Consider the following 19,685-nt stretch of genomic DNA (forward strand, 5'->3'; position numbering starts at 1 on the left):
AAAGGCTCGCGGCGCAATGGATATCGTCAGGACTGCGATCGGCTTGATGAGCGGCACCTCGATGGACGGCATCGATGTGGCGCTTCTGCGGACGGACGGGCGAGGCTTCATCGAGCGCGGACCGTTCCTGGGGGTGGCCTATGACGGCGGTTTTCGCGAGAGGCTGAAGCGTGCGCTCGATCTGGCCCGGCCGCTGACCGATCGCACTGCGCGGCCGAACGAACTGCGTGAAATCGAGATCGAACTGACCATACGTCATGCAGATGCCGTTACGGCATTTCTCGGTAAATTTGGCCTCAGCAAAGGTGATATCGATGTGCTCGGCTTTCACGGCCAGACCGTGCTGCACCGGCCTGATGATGCGCTGACGATCCAGATCGGCGACGGGCAGCTTCTGGCCGAACGATCAGGCATTCCCGTCGTCTACGACATGCGCGCCAATGACATGGTGCATGGCGGGCAGGGCGCACCACTGGTGCCGGCCTATCACGCCGCCCTTGCCGGCCGGTTTCAGAAGGACGGGCAGGCCGTCTGCTTCGTCAATATCGGTGGCATTTCGAACCTCACCTATATCGGCGCAGAAGGGCGCATCGCCGCCTTCGACAGCGGCCCCGGCAATACGCTGATCGACCAGTGGGTGGAGATGCAGACCGGCAAGACCTACGATCCCGGCGGCGAGATCGCCGGGCGCGGGCAGGTGGTGCCTGATCTTGCCGCCCGCTATCTCGGCAGCCCTTTCTTCAGCGGCAATATCCGCCGCTCGCTCGACCGTAGCGATTTCAAGCCGCTGGCAGATGGCGAGGCGAGCCTGGAGGATGGCGCGCGCACGCTTGCGCATGTGGCTGCCGCCTCGATCGTCAAATGCGCCTCCTATCTGCCCGAGAGCCCTTCCGTCTACATCGTCTGCGGCGGCGGACGGCTGAATGGGACGATCATGGCGGAGTTTGCCGATATGGCCGGGAAGAACGGTTCTCGTGTCATGAGCGCCGAAGAGGCCGGTTTCGACGGAGATGCGATGGAGGCGGAAGCCTGGGCCTATCTGGCCGTGCGCTCGCTGGAGGGACTGCCGCTCACCTATCCCGGCACGACGGGCGTCAACCAGCCGGTAAGCGGTGGTGTGCTGGCGGAGCCGGCCAGATGAGCGGGGAAGTCATTTTCGAAACGCCGTGCCTTGTCGCTCGGATGTGGGAAGACGGCGATGCCGACCTGATCCACGACCTGCATTCGACAATCGAGACGACACGCTACATGTCTGGCGGAGCGCCCTGGTCACGCGAAAAGTGCGAGGAGCGGCTGCGAACATATCTTGCCGAGCGGGCGCGCGACGGCACGACGAAATACAAGATCGTCAGCCGACAGGACGGCCACTTCATCGGACGTGCCGGGATCTCGATCTACCACACCGGCGAGTATGAGATGGGCTATGCTTTCTACGCCCGAGAATGGGGCAAAGGCTATGCGACGGAAATCGCAGCAAGCCTTGCCGACTGGTTCTTCGCGGGAGATCTTGCGCCGCATTTCATCGCTTTTACGCACCCCGACAATCTCACCTCGCAGCACGTATTAAAAAAGATCGGCATGCGAGAACGCGGGCCGATCTTTATCGAAGGTATCAAGGGCGTGGAATTCGAGATGACGGCCGCTATGCGGCAGGCCGTTACCTGATCCGCTTGGCTGCCGGTTCCGGCACCAGTTCGCCGTTCAGGCGGCGGTCGAGATAATCCTCGCACTCGGCCATCAGCGTGTCGACCTGGCCGTTGAAGAAGTGGTTGGCGCCAGGCACGGTGCGGTGGGTGATGAGAATGCCCTTCTGCGTCTTGAGCTTCTCGACGAGGCCGTTGACGTCCTTTTCGGGGGCTACCTTGTCCGATTCGCCATTGATGATCAGGCCGGAGGACGGGCAGGGCGCCAGGAACGAGAAGTCATAGGTATTCGGCTGCGGCGCAATCGACATGAAACCTTCGATTTCCGGACGGCGCATCAGAAGCTGCATGCCGATCCAGGAGCCGAAAGAGTAGCCGGCGACCCAACAGGTCTTCGAATCGGGATGCAGGCTCTGCACCCAGTCGAGCGCGGAGGCGGCATCAGAAAGCTCGCCCGCACCATGGTCGAATTCGCCCTGGCTGCGGCCGATGCCCCGGAAATTGAAGCGCAGCGTCGTAAAACCGCGCTTCTGGAACATGTAGAAGAGCTGGTAGACGATCTGGTTGTTCATCGTGCCACCAAACTGCGGATGCGGGTGCAGAATGACGGCGATCGGTGCGCTTTTTTCCTTGGAGGGCTGGTAGCGGCCTTCGAGACGGCCGGCTGGGCCGTTGAAAATAACTTCGGGCATCGGTACTCCGGGTTTTATTTCGCGTTCACGCCACGTTTGGCGACAACATGACTTGACGACAGTTGTCAGCTTTTCTAAAACGCAGTTTAGAACAATTCGAAACTTGCATGGCGATCCACGCAGCGTGGAACGTGTCATAAGGCAAGCCCGGCGGAAATTTCAAGAAAAATGCACCGCCGCGCCCGAAGCAAGCTCGTCAAGCGCAGGACCGAAGACAATGGCGCCGCCACGCCTTTATCTCGATTGGAACGCAACATCGCCGATGCACCCTGCAGCGCGTGACGCGATCATGCGCGCCATAGACGTGTTCGGCAATCCCAATTCCGTGCATGGCGAGGGCCGTGCCGCCCGCGCTGCCATAGAGAGCGCGCGCCGCAAGATCGCGCTGCTGACGGGGACCGACCCCGCCAATGTGATCTTCACCAGTGGCGCGACCGAAGCGGCCAACATGGTGCTGACACCAGAATTCAGCATGGGCCGCACACCACTGAAGCTCGGCCGCCTCTATCACTCTGCCGTCGAGCATCTCGCGGTGCGTGAGGGCGGCCGTTTCCCGAAGGACAGGACGACCGAGATTCCGGTGACGGATGCCGGCGTGGTCGATCTAAAAGCGCTTTCCGACCTGCTCGATGCTCACGACAAGACAACGGGTCTGCCCATGGTGGCGATCATGTTCGTCAACAACGAGACCGGCATCGTCCAGCCGGTTGAAGAGGCGGGCAGGATCGTGCGCGCGCATGGCGGGCTCTTCGTGGTCGATGCGGTGCAGGCGGCCGGCCGGCTGCCGATCGAGATCGGGCAGATCGGCGCGGATTTCATGATCATTTCCTCCCACAAGATCGGCGGCCCGAAGGGCGCCGGCGCACTCGTCACCCGCGGCGAAGCGCTGATGCCGAAGGCGCTGATCCGCGGCGGTGGGCAGGAGAAGGGTCACCGGTCAGGGACACAGAATTCACTGGCGCTGATCGGCTTCGGGGCAGCAGCGGAAGTCGCGCTGCAGAACCTTGAAGAACGCAACGCTGCGATTGCAGCACTCCGCGACCGGCTGGAAGCCGGCATGCGCGCGGCAGCGCCCGATGTCATCATCCATGGCGCCGGCGGCCCGCGCGTCGCCAACACCATCTTCTTCACGCTTCCCTGCATGAAGGCGGAGACCGGTCAGATCGCCTTCGATCTCGAAGGCGTGGCACTTTCAGCGGGTTCGGCCTGCTCCTCCGGCAGGGTCGGCGAAAGCCATGTGCTGACGGCGATGGGCCGTGATCCGAAGCTCGGGGCTCTGCGCATGTCGCTCGGCTTTTCGACGACGGAAGAAGACGTGGACAGGGCGATTGCAGCCTTCGCCAAGATTGCTTCCCGGCGAAAGCTGGCAGGCGAGGCGGCCTGAACGCCTCACAAACTTGCGGAAACGCAAATTTCTACTTGCCAACAGGGCTGAAAAGTCCCTTTTGGCCACTTACATCAGGGGTAAGTAATTGCCCCACTGACAAGCTGCCGGACCTTTTATCCGGCGAGATTGGAGAGTGACATGCCTGCTGTCCAGGAAACAGTCGATCGCGTCCGCGAGATCGATGTGGACCAGTATAAATACGGCTTCGAAACCGTCATCGAAATGGACAAGGCACCCAAGGGCCTTTCCGAAGACATCATCCGCCTGATCTCCTCCAAGAAGCAGGAACCGGAATGGATGCTCGAATGGCGCCTGGAAGCCTACAAGCGCTGGCTGACGATGGATGAGCCCACCTGGGCGCGCGTCGACTATCCGAAGATCGATTTCAACGCGATCCACTATTACGCGGCGCCGAAGAGCACGCCGGGTCCGAAGTCGATCGAAGACGTCGATCCTGAAATCCTCAAGGTCTACGAGAAGCTCGGCATTCCACTGAAGGAACAGGAAATCCTGGCCGGCGTGCAGAAGCCGAAGATCGCGGTCGATGCGGTGTTCGATTCGGTGTCGGTCGTCACAACCTTCAAGGAAGAGCTGAAGAAGGCCGGCGTGATCTTCATGTCGATCTCGGAAGCCATCCGCGAGCAACCGGATCTTGTGCGCAAGTATCTCGGCTCCGTCGTTCCGACGACCGACAATTACTATGCGACGCTGAACTCGGCCGTCTTCACCGACGGTTCCTTCGTCTTCGTGCCGAAGGGCGTGCGTTGCCCGATGGAGCTTTCCACCTACTTCCGCATCAACGAGAAGAACACCGGCCAGTTCGAGCGCACGCTGATCATCGCCGAGGAAGGCGCTTACGTCTCCTACCTCGAAGGCTGCACCGCACCGCAGCGCGATGAAAACCAGCTGCACGCCGCCGTGGTCGAGCTCGTTGCCCTCGACGATGCCGAAATCAAGTACTCCACCGTCCAGAACTGGTATCCGGGCGACAAGAACGGCAAGGGCGGCATCTACAACTTCGTCACCAAGCGCGGCGATTGCCGTGGCGACCGTTCGAAGATCTCGTGGACGCAGGTCGAGACAGGTTCCGCCATCACCTGGAAATATCCGTCCTGCATCCTGCGCGGCGATGACTCCAGAGGCGAGTTCTATTCGATCGCCGTTTCCAACGGCCATCAGCAGATCGACAGCGGCACCAAGATGATCCATCTCGGCAAGAACACGTCGAGCCGCATCGTCTCCAAGGGCATTGCTGCCGGCGTTTCGCAGAACACCTATCGCGGCCAGGTTTCGGCCCATCGCAAGGCCTCGAACGCACGTAACTTCACCCAGTGCGACTCGCTGCTGATCGGCGACAAGTGCGGCGCTCATACGGTGCCCTATATCGAGGCGAAGAATTCAACGGCGCAGTTCGAGCACGAGGCGACCACCTCGAAGATTTCCGAAGACCAGCTGTTCTACTGCCTGCAGCGTGGCATTCCGACCGAGGCTGCGATCGCGCTGATCGTCAACGGCTTCGTCAAGGAAGTCCTGCAGGAACTGCCGATGGAATTCGCAGTCGAGGCGCAGAAGCTGATCAGCATCTCGCTCGAAGGCAGCGTCGGCTGACATGAGCGAGGCGGACAAGAAGCGAATTCTTGAACGTCTGACAAATATGCGCGGGGAGATTCTGTCTAAGATAGGCCCCCGCGAGCATAGATACGAGACAGAAACGCCGCCGGAGCAGCCTTATGTGTTTCTTCGGCAACGCGTAGAAAAGCCGGGAGAGGTCATTCTGAGCTTCCCGAGTCTTGTCGAATTGCTTCTCGCCGTGATCCGTTTTGGGCGATAGCGGCTAACGCAACAGGTCGACATTCTTAGAAATTACGCGAGGCTCTGAGTGAGCTGCGCAGAGAAAACGCAGGAACCAAAGATGCTTGAAATCAAGAACCTTCATGCCCGCATCGCCGAAGATGGCACCGAGATCATCCGTGGCCTGAACCTCACCGTGAAAGCCGGCGAAGTCGCCGCCATCATGGGCCCGAACGGCTCCGGCAAGTCGACGCTCTCCTATGTGCTGTCCGRCCGTAGCGATTACGAAGTCACCGAGGGCGACATTCTCTATAATGGCGAGAGCATCCTCGAGCTCGATCCGTCCGAGCGCGCCTCCAAGGGCATCTTCCTCGCCTTCCAGTATCCGGTTGAAATCCCCGGCGTCGCCACCATGCAGTTCCTCAAGGTGGCGATGAACGAGCAGCGCAAGGCACGCGGCGAAGACGAGCTGACGACGCCGGACTTCATGCGCCGGGTCAAGGACGCTGCGGCCAAGCTGCAGATCAACACTGAGATGCTGAAGCGCCCGCTGAACGTCGGCTTCTCCGGCGGCGAAAAGAAGCGCGCCGAAATCCTGCAGATGGCGCTGCTTGAGCCGAAGCTTTGCGTGCTCGACGAAACCGATTCCGGCCTCGACATCGACGCCCTGAAGGTCGTGGCCGACGGCGTCAACGCGCTGCGTTCGCCAGATCGCGCCGTTATCGTCATTACCCACTACCAGCGCCTGCTCGACTATATCGTGCCGGATACCGTGCACGTTCTCTACAAGGGCCAGGTCATCAAGTCCGGCGACAAGACGCTGGCCCATGAGCTGGAAGCCAACGGTTACGCCGATATCATCGGCGCCGCAGCCTGAGCGTGGCGGAAAGGACGACGTCCATGAACATGCAAACGACGAGCCGCCTGACCGCGGCCGAAGCGGCGCTGATCGAAGCGTTTAACCAGCAGATCGGCGAACTGCCGGGCAATGGCGCGGTCACTGCGCTGCGCGACCGGCTGCTCGACGACCTGAAGAGGGAAGGCCTGCCGACGCGCCGCGTCGAGGCCTGGCACTATACGGACCTGAAGAACCTGCTGCGCAACATTCCGGCCCAGGCGGGTGACGCCGGCTCGGAAGCGCTGGAGCCGCTGGTTACCGGTTCGCCGGTTCTTGCCGTGATCCAGGGCAAGCCTGATCACAAGGCTTCGGCCGGCGATCTCGCAGTCTCCGTCTATTCCGAGAAGCTGACCGACGGTTCGGCCGCCGCCAATCTCGATGCACTCGGCCGCGACGATGCGGTCGGTCGCATCAACGGCAGCTTCGTCAAGGACGGCTATGTGATCGACGTGCCTGATGGCACCGAGTTCGAAGAGCCGCTGGAAATCCAGTTCGTGCATGCCGGCGGCGACATTCATACCCGCCTACCGGTTGTCTTCGGCGCCAATGTGAAGGGTGTCGTCATCGAGCGTCACCAATCGGTGACTGACAATGCCGCGCTCGTGTCGCATGTCAGTGACATCACGGTCGGGCAGGGCACCGAACTGACCTGGATCATCCTGCAGCAGCAGGGGGCTGAGGATACGCATCTCGGCCAAATCCGCGTCGATCTCGGCGCTGACGCCAAGTTGAAGCTCTTCATCATCAATGCCGGCGGCAAGCTGGTGCGCCAGGAGCTGAATATCAAGGTGACGGGCGAGGGCGCCGATCTGACGCTGCGCGGCATCAACCTGCTCGGCGCCGAGACGCACACCGACGTAACGATGGTGCTTGGCCACGACGTGCCGCACACCGGCTCGACGGAAGTGATCCGCAACGTCGTCTTCGATCGCGCCAAGGGCGTCTTCCAGGGCATGATCCGGGTCGCGCCCGATGCCCAGAAGACCGACGCCAAGATGGCCTGCAACACACTGCTGATGTCCGATGATGCCGAATTCTCGGTCAAGCCCGAGCTCGAAATCTTCGCCGACGACGTGCAGTGCGGCCATGGTGCGACGGTTGCCGATATCGACCACAACCACCTCTACTACCTGATGGCCCGCGGCATCCCGGAGAACAAGGCGCGCGCGATGCTGGTCAACGCCTTCGTTGCCGAGATCGTCGAGGAACTGGAAGACGAAGCCCTGGTCGAGGCGCTGGAAGGCGTCATTTCGGCCTGGCTGGAAAAGCACGCCTGATTGGATATCGCCATGGACAAGATCGTGCCGGCAACCGCCTATGATGTCGAAGCCATCCGCAGGGATTTCCCGATCCTTGCGGAGAAGGTGCATGGCAAGCCGCTGGTCTATCTTGACAACGGCGCCTCCGCACAGAAGCCGCAGGCGGTGATCGACGCGATCTCTCATGCCTATAGCCATGAATATGCCAATGTGCATCGCGGCCTTCACTACCTCTCCAACGCGGCGACCGAAGCCTATGAAGCGGCGCGCGAAAAGGTTCGCCGCTTCCTGAACGCGCCTTCGGTTGATGACATCGTCTTCACCAAGAACTCAACCGAGGCGATCAACACGGTCGCCTACGGTTGGGGCATGCCGAAGATCGGCGAAGGCGATGAGATCGTGCTGACGATCATGGAGCATCACTCCAACATCGTGCCCTGGCATTTCATCAGGGAGAGGCAGGGCGCGAAGCTTGTCTGGGTGCCCGTCGATGACGAAGGCGCCTTCTATATCGAGGATTTCGAGAAGAGCCTGACCGACAAGACCAAGCTCGTCGCAATCACCCATATGTCGAATGCGCTCGGCACGATCGTTCCGGTCAAGGAAGTCTGCCGCATCGCTCATGAGCGCGGCATTCCCGTTCTGATCGACGGTTCGCAGGGTGCGGTGCATTTGCCCGTCGACGTGCAGGATATCGATTGCGACTGGTACGTCATGACCGGTCACAAGCTCTATGGCCCGTCCGGCATCGGCGTGCTCTACGGCAAGAAGGATCGGCTGAAGGAGATGCGGCCGTTCCAGGGCGGTGGCGAGATGATCTTCGAGGTGAGCGAGGATATCGTCACCTATAATGATCCGCCGCATCGTTTCGAGGCCGGCACGCCGCCGATCGTGCAGGCGATCGGGCTTGGTTATGCGCTCGACTATATGGACAAGATCGGCCGCGAGAATATCGCAGCCCACGAGGCGGATCTGACGGCCTATGCCGAAGAGCGGCTCAAGGCGGTCAACTCGTTGCGCGTCTTCGGCAATGCACCCGGCAAAGGCGCTATTTTTTCCTTCGAGCTTGCGGGCATCCATGCCCATGACGTTTCGATGGTGATCGACCGCCAGGGGGTTGCCGTGCGCGCCGGTACGCATTGTGCCATGCCGCTCTTGAAACGCTTCGGCGTGACCTCCACATGCCGTGCATCCTTCGGCATGTATAATACCCGCGCCGAGGTGGATGCGCTTGCAGATGCGCTCGACTATGCGCGCAAGTTCTTTGCTTGAGGAAGAAGCCATGAGCCTGAATGAAGAGAAGATCGACGTGCGCGAAGGCATCGTGCATTCCAGCATTCCCGAAGCGGAGCTGGCGCGTCTCAGCGACGACGTGATCGGCGCTCTCAAGACCGTCTACGACCCGGAAATTCCGGCTGACATCTTCGAGCTCGGCCTCATCTACAAGATCGACATCGAAGACGACCGCATGGTGAAGATCATGATGACGCTGACCGCACCCGGTTGCCCGGTTGCCGGTGAAATGCCGGGTTGGGTGGAAAATGCCGTCGGCGCCGTCGAGGGCGTGTCGGGCGTCGAGGTCGCCATGACCTTCGATCCGCCGTGGACGCCGGACCGTATGTCCGAGGAGGCGCAGGTCGCCGTTGGCTGGTATTGACCGGCCGGTATTGATCCGTTTACTCGCGGCGACTACATTGAATCACCAAGCACCGGATCTTGACCCCGGTTGTGGAAGGAGATTGAGCCCATGGGCTTTGCAGTAATGAGCATGACGGAAGCCGCCGCAGAACGCGTGAAGGCGATCGTCGGCAATGGCGGACCGGATGCCAAGGGCATTCGCGTCGGCATCAAGAAGGGTGGCTGCGCCGGGATGGAGTATACCATCAACCTGGTGACGGAACCCAATGCCAAGGACGACCTGATCGAGCGCGACGACGCCAAGGTCTGGATCGAGCCGTCGGCCGTTCTCTATCTGCTCGGCACCGAACTCGGCTTCGAGACGACGACGCTGCGCTCCGGCTTCATCTTCACCAATCCGAACCAGACATCGGCTTGCGGCTGCGGTGAGTCCGTCGAGCTGAAGCCCGCCGATCTGGCAGCGCTCGCCGCACGCGGCGATGCCGTGGTTCCGGCTCAGCACTAGCAATTTTTCATTGAGTTTGCCGGAAGGCCGCCATAATTGGCGGCCTTTTGATTTTTATGAGCCTGTCCGAGACCGACAAGCGACCAAGAAGAAACGAAGCGGACAATGCTCTTTCTGTTCCTGAAGGGCGCCCTGCTGGGCGTCATCATCACCGCGCCGCTCGGGCCGATCGGAACGCTCTGCATCAACAGAAGCCTCGAGAAGGGGTTCTGGTACGGTTTTTCCGGCGGGCTGGGGACGGCGCTGGGTGACGCGAGCTACGCGCTGGTCGCGGTGACCGGGATTGCTGTTTTCTCCGAGGCCATGTCGACCGCCACTATTCCGCTGGCGCTCGGCGGCGGGCTGATGCTGCTCTGGCTCGGCTGGCGGGGACTGAAGAACAAAGGAAAGATAAAGGCTGCGAAGATCGATGCGGCCGACTTCCTGCACACGACTATCTCGACCTTCCTGCTGACCATCTCCAATCCGGCGACGATCCTCTCCTTCGGGGCGCTGTTTGCCGGCCTCGGCCTGACCGAAGAGACACGTCGCTTCAGCTCGGCGATGATCGTCTCGGGCGTCTTCCTGGGGTCGCTCCTCTGGTGGTTTTGTCTTAGCGGCGCCGTCAGCCTTGCGCGGGAGCGGCTGTCTGCCGATTTCGCGGCCAGGGTCGGCCGCGCGACGAGCTATATGCTGATCGCCTTCGGCGCGGTGGCGCTCGGTTCGGTGGCTTATTCGATCGTATAGCGAAGGGCGCTTTAATCGCGCTTGATGCTCATCAGCACATCCCAGAGATCGGCCCCGGTCTCGAAGACTGATGCGTTTGCCTTGTAGCTCTGCCCGGTCTCGACGAGGTCGGTCAGCTCGGTCGCGAAATCCACACCCTGATCCGTCTCGGTGACGCTTGCCTGCACTCCTGAAGGTTCGACGGACTGGAAGCTGGTGTTCAGCCGGCCATAACCCGGCGTGCTCGCATTGGCGACATTGTTGGCGATCGCAGTTGCGCGCGTCGACTGCGCCAGCATTCCCGAAAGAGCTGTATGCGTGATTGCAGAAATGCTCATCGACCGTTTCCCTGTTTCCGGATATCCAGCGTTTTACCGATAAGGATTTAGGGAATGCTGAACGGCTTCGGTTAGCGAAAGGCGAGGGGATCTGGGACGGCTGTGCCGAAATGGCACGACAGCCTCAGCGACCGGCTCTCATGCCCGCAATCAGGATATCGATGAGTTGCCTTGCTGCATTCCGCCAGGCCGGACCGCAGCTGATGCTCGCGCCGCCCGCCAGCGCGCGCAGAACGTCGAGAGGGTCCATCGCCAGACGGATTTCACCGGTGGCGATTGCGCGATCCACCAACAGATTGACGGCGCCGATAATCAAATCGGCTGAATCGGCGTAGAGTTCAGAGGTCCCTCCAACGAGCGAATCCAGCACTTCGGACATGCCATGTTTCGTCACCACATAGTCGACGAACTGGACCAGCCACAGGCGGAGCGCTTCGACAGGCGGATGCGTTTCGGCGAGGCTCTTGGCCGCAGCGGCAAGCTGCGCCGTCTCGTTGCGGTAGATGGCGGAAACCAGTGTATCTCGCGTCGGGAAATGGCGATAGAGCGTGCCGATGCCGACGCCGGCAATGCGGGCGATTTCCTCCAGGCTGGCGCTGGAACCCTTTTCGGCGAATACGGTCTTTGCCGTTTCCATCAACAGAAGGCGGTTGCGTTCGGCATCCGCACGCGGCTTTCGGACGGTAGGCCCGTCACTTTTTTCGGCCATTTACGAGAAGTCCCCTTGATAAGCGGAGGCGCCCTCCGTATTTATCTGGAGGCATCCTCCTTTTATTCCATTTGAGGCCGGTAGGCAATGGTTCACCAGTCCGGAGCGATGCGTCCATGATCAAGGAGATAATCATGAGTGGAGTTTTTGGCGCGACATCGACCACCGACGAGGTACTCGCCGGCGTCGATCTCAAGGGCAAGCGTGTGCTGGTGACGGGTGTTTCGGCCGGCCTCGGCGTGGAAACCGCGCGCGTGCTGGCAGCCCATGGAGCGCAGGTGGTGGGTACGGCACGCGACCTTGCAAAGGCGAGAGCGGCAACGGAAGTCGTGCGCGCCGGTGCTGCCAATAGCGGCAGCCTTGATATCGTCGAGCTTGATCTTGCCTCTCTGGCAAGCGTGCGCGCCTGCGCCGATGCGCTCATTGCGGATGGCCGCCCCTTCGATGTCGTCATTGCCAATGCCGGCGTGATGGCCGCTCCCTTCGAACACACCGCCGATGGTTTCGAAACGCAGTTCGGCACCAACCATCTCGGTCATTTCGTGCTGGTCAACCGCATCGCTTCGCTCGTCAAATCGGGCGGCCGCGTGGTGATCGTCGCATCCTCGGGCCATCGCATGGCGCCTTTCAGCCTCGACGACCTGAATTTCGAGAGCAAGACCTATGAGCCCTGGGCGGCCTATGCCCAGTCGAAGACCGCAAATATCCTGTTCGCGGTGGAGCTCGACCGGCGTCTTGGGGAACGCGGTATCCGTGCAACAGCACTACATCCCGGCGGCATCCAGACCGAGCTCGGCCGTCATCTCGACCCCGGCATGATCGAAGGCATAATGGCGCAGATCAATGCGGCACTCGCCGCCGAGGGCAAGCCGTCCTTCCAGTGGAAGACGATTCCCCAGGGTGCGGCTACTTCCGTCTGGGCAGGTTTCGTCGCCCCGGCAGACGCTGTCGGCGGCAGATATTGCGAGAATTGCCACGTGTCCGAAGTGACGGATGCGGAGATCAGCCCGATTTCCGAGGGGGTGCGTTCCTATGCGCTAAATCCCGAGACGGCCAAGGCATTGTGGGCCAGGAGCGAAGAGCTGGTTGGCGAGCGCTTCTAAGCCGCAAATCGTACCGCTTCGACGCAGATAGAAAGCAGGGGACTGGGAAACTGGTGCCCCTGCCGAGGAATTGAACCTGGATCGGCTGCAAACCAGACAGCTGCTCTTACGTTGAGCTACGAGGGGCGTAGTGTCTTTATGCCAGACATGACGTTCGCAGGCGAACGGAGTTTCGATCGACGGTTAGAAGGTAAGGTTAACCCGCCGCGTAAGGCGATACAGGAGAAGGGTGCCCGGTACAGGGGCAGGCAACCCTTCTCCCTGCTGGTCTTGCAGCGTCCAGCAACGATAATTACGCAGAGAACCGAAAACGGTTCACCGGTGCGGACGAAAGTCCCGAAAAAGTCTGGCGGCCGTCCTCCATCATCAGGAATGTATAGCTGCGCATCATCCGTCTCTGCAGCTTTTGCCAATCGCCGCCGTTCAGGCCTTGATATCGAGGCCTGCTTCGACTGCGGCGGCGATGAATGCCTTACGTGCATCCTCGCCGGTGCGCTTGCCCTTGATGACGTCGGCGCAGATCAGCAGCGCCTGGTCGAGTGCGGCGCCATCTTCCGTCGGCCAGTCCTCGATCATCGCCCAGGAGGCGGCCTGGGTATTATCGATGGTCACGTATTGGCCGGGCTCTTCGAGGGCGAGGAGCACAGGCTTCGACCATGGCGCCTGCATTCTGGCTTCGCTTTGATCCTGGGGCATTTGTTGTGGCCTTTCTTCGCGCATTCTCTATCAGAATTAGGAAAGCCCCTCCCATGATGGAAGGGGCTTGGATTGCTCAACGCTGGGCGTCTGGCCTGACTGCTATTCAGCTGCCTCTGCGTAGGCCTCAACCGGCGGGCAGGTGCAGATCAGGTTGCGGTCGCCATAAACGTTGTCGACGCGGTTGACCGGCGACCAGTACTTGTCCACGCGGAAGGCACCGGGCGGGAAGCAGGCCTGTTCGCGCGAATAGGGGCGATCCCATTCGCCGACGAGGTCTTCGACCGTGTGCGGGGCGTTCTTCAGCGGGTTGTTCAGCTTGTCCGAACGGCCTTCCTCGATGTCGCGGGCTTCCTGACGGATCGCCAGCATCGCTTCGCAGAAGCGGTCGAGTTCGGCCTTGGTCTCGGACTCGGTCGGCTCGATCATCAGCGTGCCGGCAACCGGCCAGCTCATGGTCGGTGCATGGAAGCCGCAGTCGATCAGGCGCTTGGCGACATCGTCAACAGTGACGCCGCAGCTATCGACCAGCGGGCGCGTGTCGATGATGCATTCATGCGCCACACGGCCGGCAGCCGACTTGTAGAGCACGTCGTAAGCGCCCTTCAGACGAGCCGCGATATAGTTGGCGTTGAGGATCGCAACCTTCGTTGCCTGCGTCAGACCTTCACCGCCCATCATCAGGCAATAGCTCCAGGAGATCGGCAGGATGGAGGCCGAGCCGAAAGCTGCTGCCGAAACCGCACCGGAACGACCGTCCGTTTCCGGATGGCCGGGCAGGTGGGGTGCCAGATGCGACTTGACGCCGATCGGGCCCATGCCCGGACCGCCGCCACCATGCGGGATGCAGAAGGTCTTGTGCAGGTTGAGGTGCGAGACGTCGGAACCGATGTCACCAGGGCGGGACAGGCCGACCATGGCGTTCATGTTGGCACCGTCGAGATAGACCTGACCGCCATGCTGATGCACGAGGTCGCAGATCTCCTTGACGGTCTCCTCGAAGACGCCATGCGTCGACGGATAGGTGATCATGCAGCAAGAGAGATTATCCGCATGCTGCTCCGCCTTGGCGCGGAAATCGTCGAGATCGATATCGCCGTTTTCACGCACCTTGACGACCACGACCTTCATACCGACCATCTGGGCCGAGGCCGGGTTGGTGCCATGTGCCGAGGTCGGGATGAGGCATACGTCGCGGTGACCCTGGCCATTGGCAATGTGGTAATTGCGGATGGTCAGCAGGCCCGCATATTCACCCTGCGCGCCGGAATTCGGCTGCATGGAGAAGGCGTCGTAGCCGGTGACGGCGCAGAGCTTTTCAGTCAGGTCATCGATCATTTCGCGATAGCCGAGCGCCTGGTCGGCGGGCACGAAAGGATGGATGTCGGAAAATTCCGGCCAGGTGATCGGCAGCATTTCCGCCGTAGCGTTCAGCTTCATCGTGCAGGAGCCGAGCGGGATCATCGAGCGGTCGAGCGCCAGATCGCGGTCGGAGAGCCGGCGGATGTAGCGGGTCATCTCGCTTTCGGCACGGTTCATGTGGAAGATCGGATGCGTCAGGTATTCGCTGGTGCGCAGCAGATCCTTCGGAAGGCGATAGGACGGCTCGAAATCGGCGATCTGGAAATTGCCGCCGAAGGCGCGCCAGACGGCTTCCAGCGTTGCCGGACGGGTGCGCTCGTCGAGCGACATGCCGATCTTCGTCTGGCCGACCTTGCGCAGGTTGACGCCCTCTGCGACGGCTGCGCGCAGGATGAGGCCCTGCATGTGGCCGACATCGACGGTGATCGTGTCGAAGAAGGTTTCGGGCTCGACCTTGTAGCCGAGCTTTTCCAGGCCCTTGGCCATCAGCACGGCCTTCTGGTGGACCTGCTGGGCGATCGCCTTGATGCCCTTGGGACCATGGAAAACGGCATACATGGAGGCCATGACGGCGAGCAGGACCTGCGCGGTGCAGATGTTCGACGTCGCCTTTTCGCGGCGGATATGCTGTTCACGCGTCTGCAGCGACAGGCGGTAGGCGCGGTTGCCGCGGGCATCGACGGAAACGCCGACGAGGCGGCCGGGCATAGAACGCTTGATGGCGTCCTTGACCGACATGTAGGCGGCATGCGGACCACCGTAACCGACCGGAACGCCGAAGCGCTGCGAGGAACCGATGGCGATATCGGCGCCCATTTCACCCGGCGACTTCAGAAGCGTCAGCGACAGGATATCGGCGGCGACGATGGCGATCGCGCCCGTCTGATGCAGACGGGAGATCAGGCCGGTGAAATCGCGCACATGGCCGTGCGTGCCCGGATACTGGAAGATCGCGCCGAAGACATCGACCGGATCGAGATCGGCGAAGGGATCGCCGACGATGACGCTCCAGCCGAGCGGCTCTGCACGGGTCTTGATCAGTTCGATCGTCTGCGGATGGCAGTCAGCATCAACGAAGAATGCCTTGGCCTTCGACTTCGAAACGCGCTCGGCCATGGCCATGCCTTCGGCAGCAGCCGTCGCTTCATCGAGCAGCGAAGCGTTGGCGACGTCGAGGCCGGTCAGGTCGCAGATCATCGTCTGGTAGTTCAGGAGCGCTTCGAGACGCCCTTGAGAGATTTCCGGCTGGTAGGGCGTGTAGGCCGTGTACCAGGCCGGGTTTTCCAGGATGTTGCGCTGGATGACCGGCGGCGTGATCGTGCCGTAATAGCCCTGGCCGATCAGCGAGGTCAGAACCTTGTTCTTGTTGGCGGTTTCGCGCAGCTTGTCGAGCGCCTCGCGCTCCGTCATCGGCGCGCCCCAGACGAGCGGCGCCTTCTGGCGGATGGCCGGCGGCACGGTGGCGTCGATCAGCGCATCGAGGCTCTTGTAGCCGATGGCACCGAGCATATCCGACATTTCAGACGGCGAGGGGCCGATATGACGACGGTTGGCGAAGTCATAGGGCTGATAGTCGGTGAACTGGAATTCGGTAGGCGTCGTCATTACGCAGTCAGCTCCTTATAGGCCGCTTCGTCGAGCAGGCCATCGGCATCGGCAAGGTTCTTGAGCTTGAGCTTGAAGAACCAGCCAGCACCCTGCGGATCGGAATTGACGAGCGACGGGTCGGCGACGATGGCCGGATTGACCTCGACGATCTCGCCATCGAGCGGGCAGTAGACATCCGAAGCCGCCTTGACGGATTCGACCGTCGCAGCATTGCCATCCTTGGAGAAGGTAGCGCCGACTTCAGGCAATTCCACGAAAACGAGGTCGCCGAGCTGCTCGACAGCGTAGGTAGTGATGCCGACGGTCGCGACATCGCCTTCGAGCTTCAGCCATTCATGTTCAGCAGTAAATTTCAGCATGGAAAAATCCTCTCGCAATAGGGGTCAGCGTTTGTAGGTCGGCGTGATGAAGGGAAGGGCGGAAACGGTGATCGGCAAGTATTTGCCACGTACTTCCGCATATATCTGCGTGCCCGGCGCACTATGGGAGACCGGAACATAGCCCATGGCGACAGGCCCTTCGACGGAGGGGCCGAAACCACCCGAGGTGACTTCGCCGATCTCGGTCTTGCCCTCGGCATCGGCATAAAGCTTGGCATGGCCGCGCACCGGAGCCTTGCCCTCGGGCTTCAGGCCGACGCGCTTGCGGCTAACGCCCTTGTCCAGCTCGCCGAGAATGCGATCTGCACCCGGGAAACCGCCGGCGCGGGCGCCACCGGTGCGGCGGGCCTTCTGCATGCCCCATTCGATGGCCGCCTCGACCGGCGAGGTGGTCGTGTCGATGTCGTTGCCATAGAGGCAGAGGCCGGCTTCGAGGCGCAGCGAGTCACGGGCGCCCAGGCCGATCGGCTCGACATCCGGATGCTCGAGCAACCGGTTGGTGACATCCACGGCCTTGTCGGCGGGAATGGAGATTTCAAAGCCGTCCTCGCCGGAATAGCCCGAACGCGAGACGAGACAGGAAACGTCGTGCAGGCGGCAGTGACGCACGTCCATGAACTTCATGGCGGCGACATCGGCCCAGAGTTCGGCCAGCGCTTCGACGGCGCGCGGGCCTTGCAGCGCGATCAGGGCGCGGTCGAGGACGGTGATCTCACAGGTGTCGGAAAGATGCTTCTGCAGGTGCGCGATGTCTTGCTCCTTGCAGGCGGCGTTGACGACGACGAAGAGGTGGTCGTCGAGATGGGCGATCATCAGGTCGTCGAGGATACCGCCATTCTCATCCGTGAAAAAACCGTAGCGCTGACGTCCTTCGGCAAGACCGAGAATATCGACGGGCACAAGGCTTTCGAGCGCAAGCGCCACATCCTCATACTTGCCGGACTTCGCCTTGATGATGACCTGGCCCATATGGGAGACATCGAAAAGACCGGCGGCGGTACGGGTCTGCAGGTGTTCCTTCATGACACCCGAGGGATATTGCACCGGCATGTCATAGCCTGCGAAAGGCACCATGCGGGCGCCGAGCGACAGGTGCAGCGCGTGTAGCGGGGTTTTCTTGAGGGCAGCAGTATCGTCCAAACGACGCCTCCGGGGTTTGCGCCGGATATTCCGGGCGCGGGCTCAAAACTGAAGGCGCGGTTGCGCCTTGTCTCCTTGAGCCCCCTCTGTCCCTGTGCCTGAGATTGTTATCCCTTCGGCGGACGTTTCGAGAACGCCTCTCTCCAGAGTTCCGTCTGCCCCTTGTGGTCCTTTTGCCTGAGAGTTTCCGGGGCGGTTGCTCCTTCGGCACCGGCATCTCGCGCCGGATTCTCCCAACAAGGTTGCGGCAATTATCCGGGGGTGGCAGGGCTTGGCAAGCGAAATGTCGCGACTGCACAAATTTTTGTCGCGGCTCTAAAAAGCCAGTTGCGGTCCGCGGCAAATGGGCTTTTGCATTCGCTGGCGAAATTGGCTATCGGCAGCCGAGAGCCTTTCCTGGTCAGATTGAAACATTCTGACCAGGAAAGGCTCTGAGAGCGAGGAGAAATTCGATGAAGATTGTCAGGACATCAGCTTTGGCAGCGCTGCTTTGCGCTTGCGGCTTTGCCGGATCCGCTGTTGGCCAGGACCATCAGCACATGCAGGGCATGGACATGGGCAACATGGGTTCCATGAGCATGGCCACTGACGGCGACGTGGTGAAAGTCGGCGATCTCGAAGTCTCCGGCGGTTTTGCCAAGGCGATGCTGCCCGGCCAACCCGTCGGTGGCGGCTTCTTCACAGTGAAGAATAACGGCTCGACCGATGACCGCCTGGTGTCGGTCACATCGCCTACTGCCGGCGCGGTGCAGCTTCACGAGATGGCCATGAAGGACAATGTCATGAAGATGCGAGAGCTGAAGGACGGCATTGCGGTTCCGGCGGGCCAGACCGTGGAGCTTTCGCCCGGCAACCTGCATCTGATGTTCCAGAAAGTGAAGACGCCCTTCAAACAGGGCGACAAAGTGCCGGTCACACTGACTTTCGAAAAGGCTGGAAAGGTCGATCTGGTGCTGAACGTGCTGTCGGCGCAGGGCAAATAAGTGCTGAAAAACAAAAGCCCGCGACCAAAGTCGCGGGCCTTGCTCCTCCCAGCAATATTTAAATCTCAGACATCCTCGTAGGACTGCAGGGCCTGCTGCAAGCCTGCCTGTGGCTGCCTATAACCCTTGGTCATGAGATCAAGCGCAACTTCGGTATTCTGGATGATATTGGTCGTTTCTTCCGGACTTTCGCCGCTTTGATTGAGCTGGCGTTCCGCAATCTTTCGAGCCTCCCGCACGGCCGTGCCCGTCGCCACGCGCTGAGGAATGCGCAGGGATTCGAAGGCGAGGGCAGCTGTACTTGCCGATATGGAAACGAGCTGTGTCATGCGCCCGTCATACCGGTACGATCTTCGCGTTCGGCTTAAGAAAATCATTCGCATTTTACCGGATGGCAAGAATTCCGCAGATGCGATTGGAATCAGGGTGGAATCGCAATAAACCGGAGGCATGTTCCAGGCTCTGCTCGTCGCCGTCGGCGGCGCAATCGGTTCGCTTCTGAGATATTACGTCGGCCTGGGTTCATTGCGGCTCATGGGGCCTGGTTTTCCCTGGGGCACGCTCATCGTCAACGTAGTCGGCTGCTTTATCATCGGTGTCTTTGCCGAGATGATCATGCGCCGTTTCAATGCATCGGTGGAGCTGCGGCTGCTGCTGATCACCGGCTTCCTCGGCGGCTTCACCACCTTTTCCGCCTTCTCACTGGATGCGATCACGCTGTTCGAGCGCGGCGATATATTTTCCGGTGGCATCTATATCGTGGCAAGCGTCGGGCTTTCGATGGTGGCTATCATGGCCGGCCTCGGCCTGATGCGCGTGTTGCTCTGATTTCGATTCCGATTTCCGTT

21 protein-coding genes, 1 tRNA gene, 1 pseudogene and 1 riboswitch are annotated in these 19,685 nt (G+C 60.9%); of the genes and pseudogenes, 14 read left to right on the forward strand and 9 right to left on the reverse strand.

Annotated elements, in window-relative coordinates:
- The first annotated feature begins 16 nt into the window (after positions 1 to 16).
- The gene (locus tag AC1DM5_RS01980) at positions 17 to 1,141 is read left to right on the forward strand and encodes an anhydro-N-acetylmuramic acid kinase (RefSeq protein ID WP_477819469.1); all 1,125 of its coding nucleotides are present in this window, start codon (positions 17 to 19) and stop codon (positions 1,139 to 1,141) included.
- Positions 1,138 to 1,665, forward strand: coding sequence for a GNAT family N-acetyltransferase (locus tag AC1DM5_RS01985; RefSeq protein WP_477819470.1), 528 nt, complete (start codon positions 1,138 to 1,140; stop codon positions 1,663 to 1,665). The genes AC1DM5_RS01980 and AC1DM5_RS01985 overlap by 4 nt, the downstream gene beginning before the upstream one ends.
- On the opposite strand, the gene AC1DM5_RS01990 is transcribed toward AC1DM5_RS01985, so the two are convergent.
- Entirely contained in the window at positions 1,658 to 2,335 is a 678-nt protein-coding gene (locus AC1DM5_RS01990) for an alpha/beta hydrolase (RefSeq protein WP_113325620.1), read from the reverse strand. The two genes, AC1DM5_RS01985 and AC1DM5_RS01990, sit on opposite strands and share 8 nt — an antisense overlap.
- A gap of 217 nt (positions 2,336 to 2,552) precedes the next feature.
- On the opposite strand from AC1DM5_RS01990, the gene AC1DM5_RS01995 reads away from it, so the two are divergent.
- The 9 genes from AC1DM5_RS01995 to AC1DM5_RS02035 all read left to right on the forward strand — a co-directional run bounded on the left by AC1DM5_RS01995 (position 2,553) and on the right by AC1DM5_RS02035 (position 10,539).
- On the forward strand, positions 2,553 to 3,719 hold the full coding sequence (locus tag AC1DM5_RS01995; RefSeq protein ID WP_477819471.1) for a cysteine desulfurase family protein: 1,167 nt from the start codon (positions 2,553 to 2,555) through the stop codon (positions 3,717 to 3,719).
- Between the two features lie 141 nt (positions 3,720 to 3,860).
- The gene (gene sufB / locus AC1DM5_RS02000) at positions 3,861 to 5,330 is read left to right on the forward strand and encodes a Fe-S cluster assembly protein SufB (protein ID WP_477819472.1); all 1,470 of its coding nucleotides are present in this window, start codon (positions 3,861 to 3,863) and stop codon (positions 5,328 to 5,330) included.
- Position 5,331: 1 nt separating this feature from the next.
- Positions 5,332 to 5,553: a hypothetical protein gene (locus AC1DM5_RS02005; protein ID WP_477974514.1), complete on the forward strand. Its 222-nt coding sequence runs from the start codon at positions 5,332 to 5,334 to the stop codon at positions 5,551 to 5,553.
- Positions 5,554 to 5,634: 81 nt separating this feature from the next.
- Positions 5,635 to 6,390, forward strand: coding sequence for a Fe-S cluster assembly ATPase SufC (sufC, locus tag AC1DM5_RS02010; protein ID WP_477974516.1), 756 nt, complete (start codon positions 5,635 to 5,637; stop codon positions 6,388 to 6,390).
- Between the two features lie 23 nt (positions 6,391 to 6,413).
- Positions 6,414 to 7,688 carry a Fe-S cluster assembly protein SufD gene (gene sufD, locus AC1DM5_RS02015; RefSeq protein WP_477819474.1) on the forward strand — a complete coding sequence of 425 codons (1,275 nt, stop codon included), beginning with the start codon at positions 6,414 to 6,416 and terminating at the stop codon, positions 7,686 to 7,688.
- Positions 7,689 to 7,700: 12 nt separating this feature from the next.
- Complete coding sequence (locus AC1DM5_RS02020) at positions 7,701 to 8,942, forward strand: cysteine desulfurase (protein ID WP_477819475.1); 1,242 nt, start codon at positions 7,701 to 7,703, stop codon at positions 8,940 to 8,942.
- Positions 8,943 to 8,952: 10 nt separating this feature from the next.
- On the forward strand, positions 8,953 to 9,327 hold the full coding sequence (locus tag AC1DM5_RS02025) for an SUF system Fe-S cluster assembly protein (protein ID WP_007826160.1): 375 nt from the start codon (positions 8,953 to 8,955) through the stop codon (positions 9,325 to 9,327).
- 90 nt (positions 9,328 to 9,417) lie between these two features.
- The gene (gene sufA / locus AC1DM5_RS02030) at positions 9,418 to 9,813 is read left to right on the forward strand and encodes a Fe-S cluster assembly scaffold SufA (protein WP_477819476.1); all 396 of its coding nucleotides are present in this window, start codon (positions 9,418 to 9,420) and stop codon (positions 9,811 to 9,813) included.
- A gap of 105 nt (positions 9,814 to 9,918) precedes the next feature.
- A complete protein-coding gene (locus AC1DM5_RS02035) occupies positions 9,919 to 10,539 on the forward strand; it encodes a LysE family translocator (protein ID WP_477819477.1) in 621 nt (206 codons plus the stop codon).
- Positions 10,540 to 10,550: 11 nt separating this feature from the next.
- On the opposite strand, the gene AC1DM5_RS02040 is transcribed toward AC1DM5_RS02035, so the two are convergent.
- Positions 10,551 to 10,856 carry a flagellar basal body protein gene (locus tag AC1DM5_RS02040; RefSeq protein WP_477819478.1) on the reverse strand — a complete coding sequence of 102 codons (306 nt, stop codon included), beginning with the start codon at positions 10,854 to 10,856 and terminating at the stop codon, positions 10,551 to 10,553.
- Positions 10,857 to 10,980: 124 nt separating this feature from the next.
- Positions 10,981 to 11,565 (reverse strand): TetR/AcrR family transcriptional regulator, encoded by a 585-nt coding sequence (locus tag AC1DM5_RS02045; RefSeq protein WP_477819479.1) that lies wholly within the window; start codon positions 11,563 to 11,565, stop codon positions 10,981 to 10,983.
- Between the two features lie 134 nt (positions 11,566 to 11,699).
- Here AC1DM5_RS02045 and AC1DM5_RS02050 point away from each other — a divergent pair, with 134 nt between their 5' ends.
- Entirely contained in the window at positions 11,700 to 12,668 is a 969-nt protein-coding gene (locus AC1DM5_RS02050; protein ID WP_477819480.1) for an SDR family NAD(P)-dependent oxidoreductase, read from the forward strand.
- 51 nt (positions 12,669 to 12,719) lie between these two features.
- On the opposite strand, the gene AC1DM5_RS02055 is transcribed toward AC1DM5_RS02050, so the two are convergent.
- From AC1DM5_RS02055 to gcvT, 5 genes are all read right to left on the reverse strand, one after another.
- Positions 12,720 to 12,795: transfer RNA gene (locus AC1DM5_RS02055), tRNA-Thr, on the reverse strand.
- A gap of 296 nt (positions 12,796 to 13,091) precedes the next feature.
- Positions 13,092 to 13,337: a DUF982 domain-containing protein gene (locus AC1DM5_RS02060; protein WP_025668662.1), complete on the reverse strand. Its 246-nt coding sequence runs from the start codon at positions 13,335 to 13,337 to the stop codon at positions 13,092 to 13,094.
- Between the two features lie 129 nt (positions 13,338 to 13,466).
- Positions 13,467 to 16,331 (reverse strand): aminomethyl-transferring glycine dehydrogenase, encoded by a 2,865-nt coding sequence (gcvP, locus tag AC1DM5_RS02065; protein WP_477819481.1) that lies wholly within the window; start codon positions 16,329 to 16,331, stop codon positions 13,467 to 13,469.
- Entirely contained in the window at positions 16,331 to 16,693 is a 363-nt protein-coding gene (gcvH, locus tag AC1DM5_RS02070) for a glycine cleavage system protein GcvH (RefSeq protein ID WP_439015067.1), read from the reverse strand. The genes gcvP and gcvH overlap by 1 nt, the downstream gene beginning before the upstream one ends.
- Positions 16,694 to 16,717: 24 nt before the next feature.
- The gene (gcvT, locus tag AC1DM5_RS02075; protein ID WP_477819482.1) at positions 16,718 to 17,854 is read right to left on the reverse strand and encodes a glycine cleavage system aminomethyltransferase GcvT; all 1,137 of its coding nucleotides are present in this window, start codon (positions 17,852 to 17,854) and stop codon (positions 16,718 to 16,720) included.
- A 155-nt stretch (positions 17,855 to 18,009) separates the two neighbouring features.
- A riboswitch (glycine riboswitch) is annotated at positions 18,010 to 18,101 on the reverse strand.
- A gap of 259 nt (positions 18,102 to 18,360) precedes the next feature.
- Between gcvT and AC1DM5_RS02080 the strand changes: the two are divergent.
- Positions 18,361 to 18,837 (forward strand): annotated as a pseudogene (locus AC1DM5_RS02080) (copper chaperone PCu(A)C); the annotation flags it as partial.
- A gap of 65 nt (positions 18,838 to 18,902) precedes the next feature.
- Here AC1DM5_RS02080 and AC1DM5_RS02085 read toward each other — a convergent pair.
- Positions 18,903 to 19,166 (reverse strand): hypothetical protein, encoded by a 264-nt coding sequence (locus tag AC1DM5_RS02085; protein ID WP_477819483.1) that lies wholly within the window; start codon positions 19,164 to 19,166, stop codon positions 18,903 to 18,905.
- 121 nt (positions 19,167 to 19,287) lie between these two features.
- On the opposite strand from AC1DM5_RS02085, the gene crcB reads away from it, so the two are divergent.
- On the forward strand, positions 19,288 to 19,665 hold the full coding sequence (gene crcB, locus AC1DM5_RS02090) for a fluoride efflux transporter CrcB (protein ID WP_477819484.1): 378 nt from the start codon (positions 19,288 to 19,290) through the stop codon (positions 19,663 to 19,665).
- Positions 19,666 to 19,685: the final 20 nt, after the last annotated feature.

It is taken from the genome of Rhizobium sp. 01T437 (assembly GCF_056398505.1).

Excerpts from the sequence above, each read along its gene's own strand:
- gcvP (WP_477819481.1), bottom strand. The coding sequence starts at position 16,331 with ATGACGACGCCTACCGAATTCCAGTTCACCGACTATCAGCCCTATGAC.
- AC1DM5_RS02020 (WP_477819475.1), top strand. The coding sequence starts at position 7,701 with ATGGACAAGATCGTGCCGGCAACCGCCTATGATGTCGAAGCCATCCGC.
- AC1DM5_RS01995 (WP_477819471.1), top strand. The coding sequence starts at position 2,553 with ATGGCGCCGCCACGCCTTTATCTCGATTGGAACGCAACATCGCCGATG.
- AC1DM5_RS01980 (WP_477819469.1), top strand. The coding sequence starts at position 17 with ATGGATATCGTCAGGACTGCGATCGGCTTGATGAGCGGCACCTCGATG.
- sufD (WP_477819474.1), top strand. The coding sequence starts at position 6,414 with ATGAACATGCAAACGACGAGCCGCCTGACCGCGGCCGAAGCGGCGCTG.
- crcB (WP_477819484.1), top strand. The coding sequence starts at position 19,288 with ATGTTCCAGGCTCTGCTCGTCGCCGTCGGCGGCGCAATCGGTTCGCTT.
- AC1DM5_RS02040 (WP_477819478.1), bottom strand. The coding sequence starts at position 10,856 with ATGAGCATTTCTGCAATCACGCATACAGCTCTTTCGGGAATGCTGGCG.
- AC1DM5_RS02085 (WP_477819483.1), bottom strand. The coding sequence starts at position 19,166 with ATGACACAGCTCGTTTCCATATCGGCAAGTACAGCTGCCCTCGCCTTC.
- sufB (WP_477819472.1), top strand. The coding sequence starts at position 3,861 with ATGCCTGCTGTCCAGGAAACAGTCGATCGCGTCCGCGAGATCGATGTG.
- AC1DM5_RS02025 (WP_007826160.1), top strand. The coding sequence starts at position 8,953 with ATGAGCCTGAATGAAGAGAAGATCGACGTGCGCGAAGGCATCGTGCAT.
- AC1DM5_RS02035 (WP_477819477.1), top strand. The coding sequence starts at position 9,919 with ATGCTCTTTCTGTTCCTGAAGGGCGCCCTGCTGGGCGTCATCATCACC.
- AC1DM5_RS02045 (WP_477819479.1), bottom strand. The coding sequence starts at position 11,565 with ATGGCCGAAAAAAGTGACGGGCCTACCGTCCGAAAGCCGCGTGCGGAT.
- AC1DM5_RS01990 (WP_113325620.1), bottom strand. The coding sequence starts at position 2,335 with ATGCCCGAAGTTATTTTCAACGGCCCAGCCGGCCGTCTCGAAGGCCGC.
- gcvH (WP_439015067.1), bottom strand. The coding sequence starts at position 16,693 with ATGCTGAAATTTACTGCTGAACATGAATGGCTGAAGCTCGAAGGCGAT.
- AC1DM5_RS01985 (WP_477819470.1), top strand. The coding sequence starts at position 1,138 with ATGAGCGGGGAAGTCATTTTCGAAACGCCGTGCCTTGTCGCTCGGATG.
- sufA (WP_477819476.1), top strand. The coding sequence starts at position 9,418 with ATGGGCTTTGCAGTAATGAGCATGACGGAAGCCGCCGCAGAACGCGTG.
- AC1DM5_RS02005 (WP_477974514.1), top strand. The coding sequence starts at position 5,332 with ATGAGCGAGGCGGACAAGAAGCGAATTCTTGAACGTCTGACAAATATG.
- AC1DM5_RS02050 (WP_477819480.1), top strand. The coding sequence starts at position 11,700 with ATGAGTGGAGTTTTTGGCGCGACATCGACCACCGACGAGGTACTCGCC.
- AC1DM5_RS02060 (WP_025668662.1), bottom strand. The coding sequence starts at position 13,337 with ATGCAGGCGCCATGGTCGAAGCCTGTGCTCCTCGCCCTCGAAGAGCCC.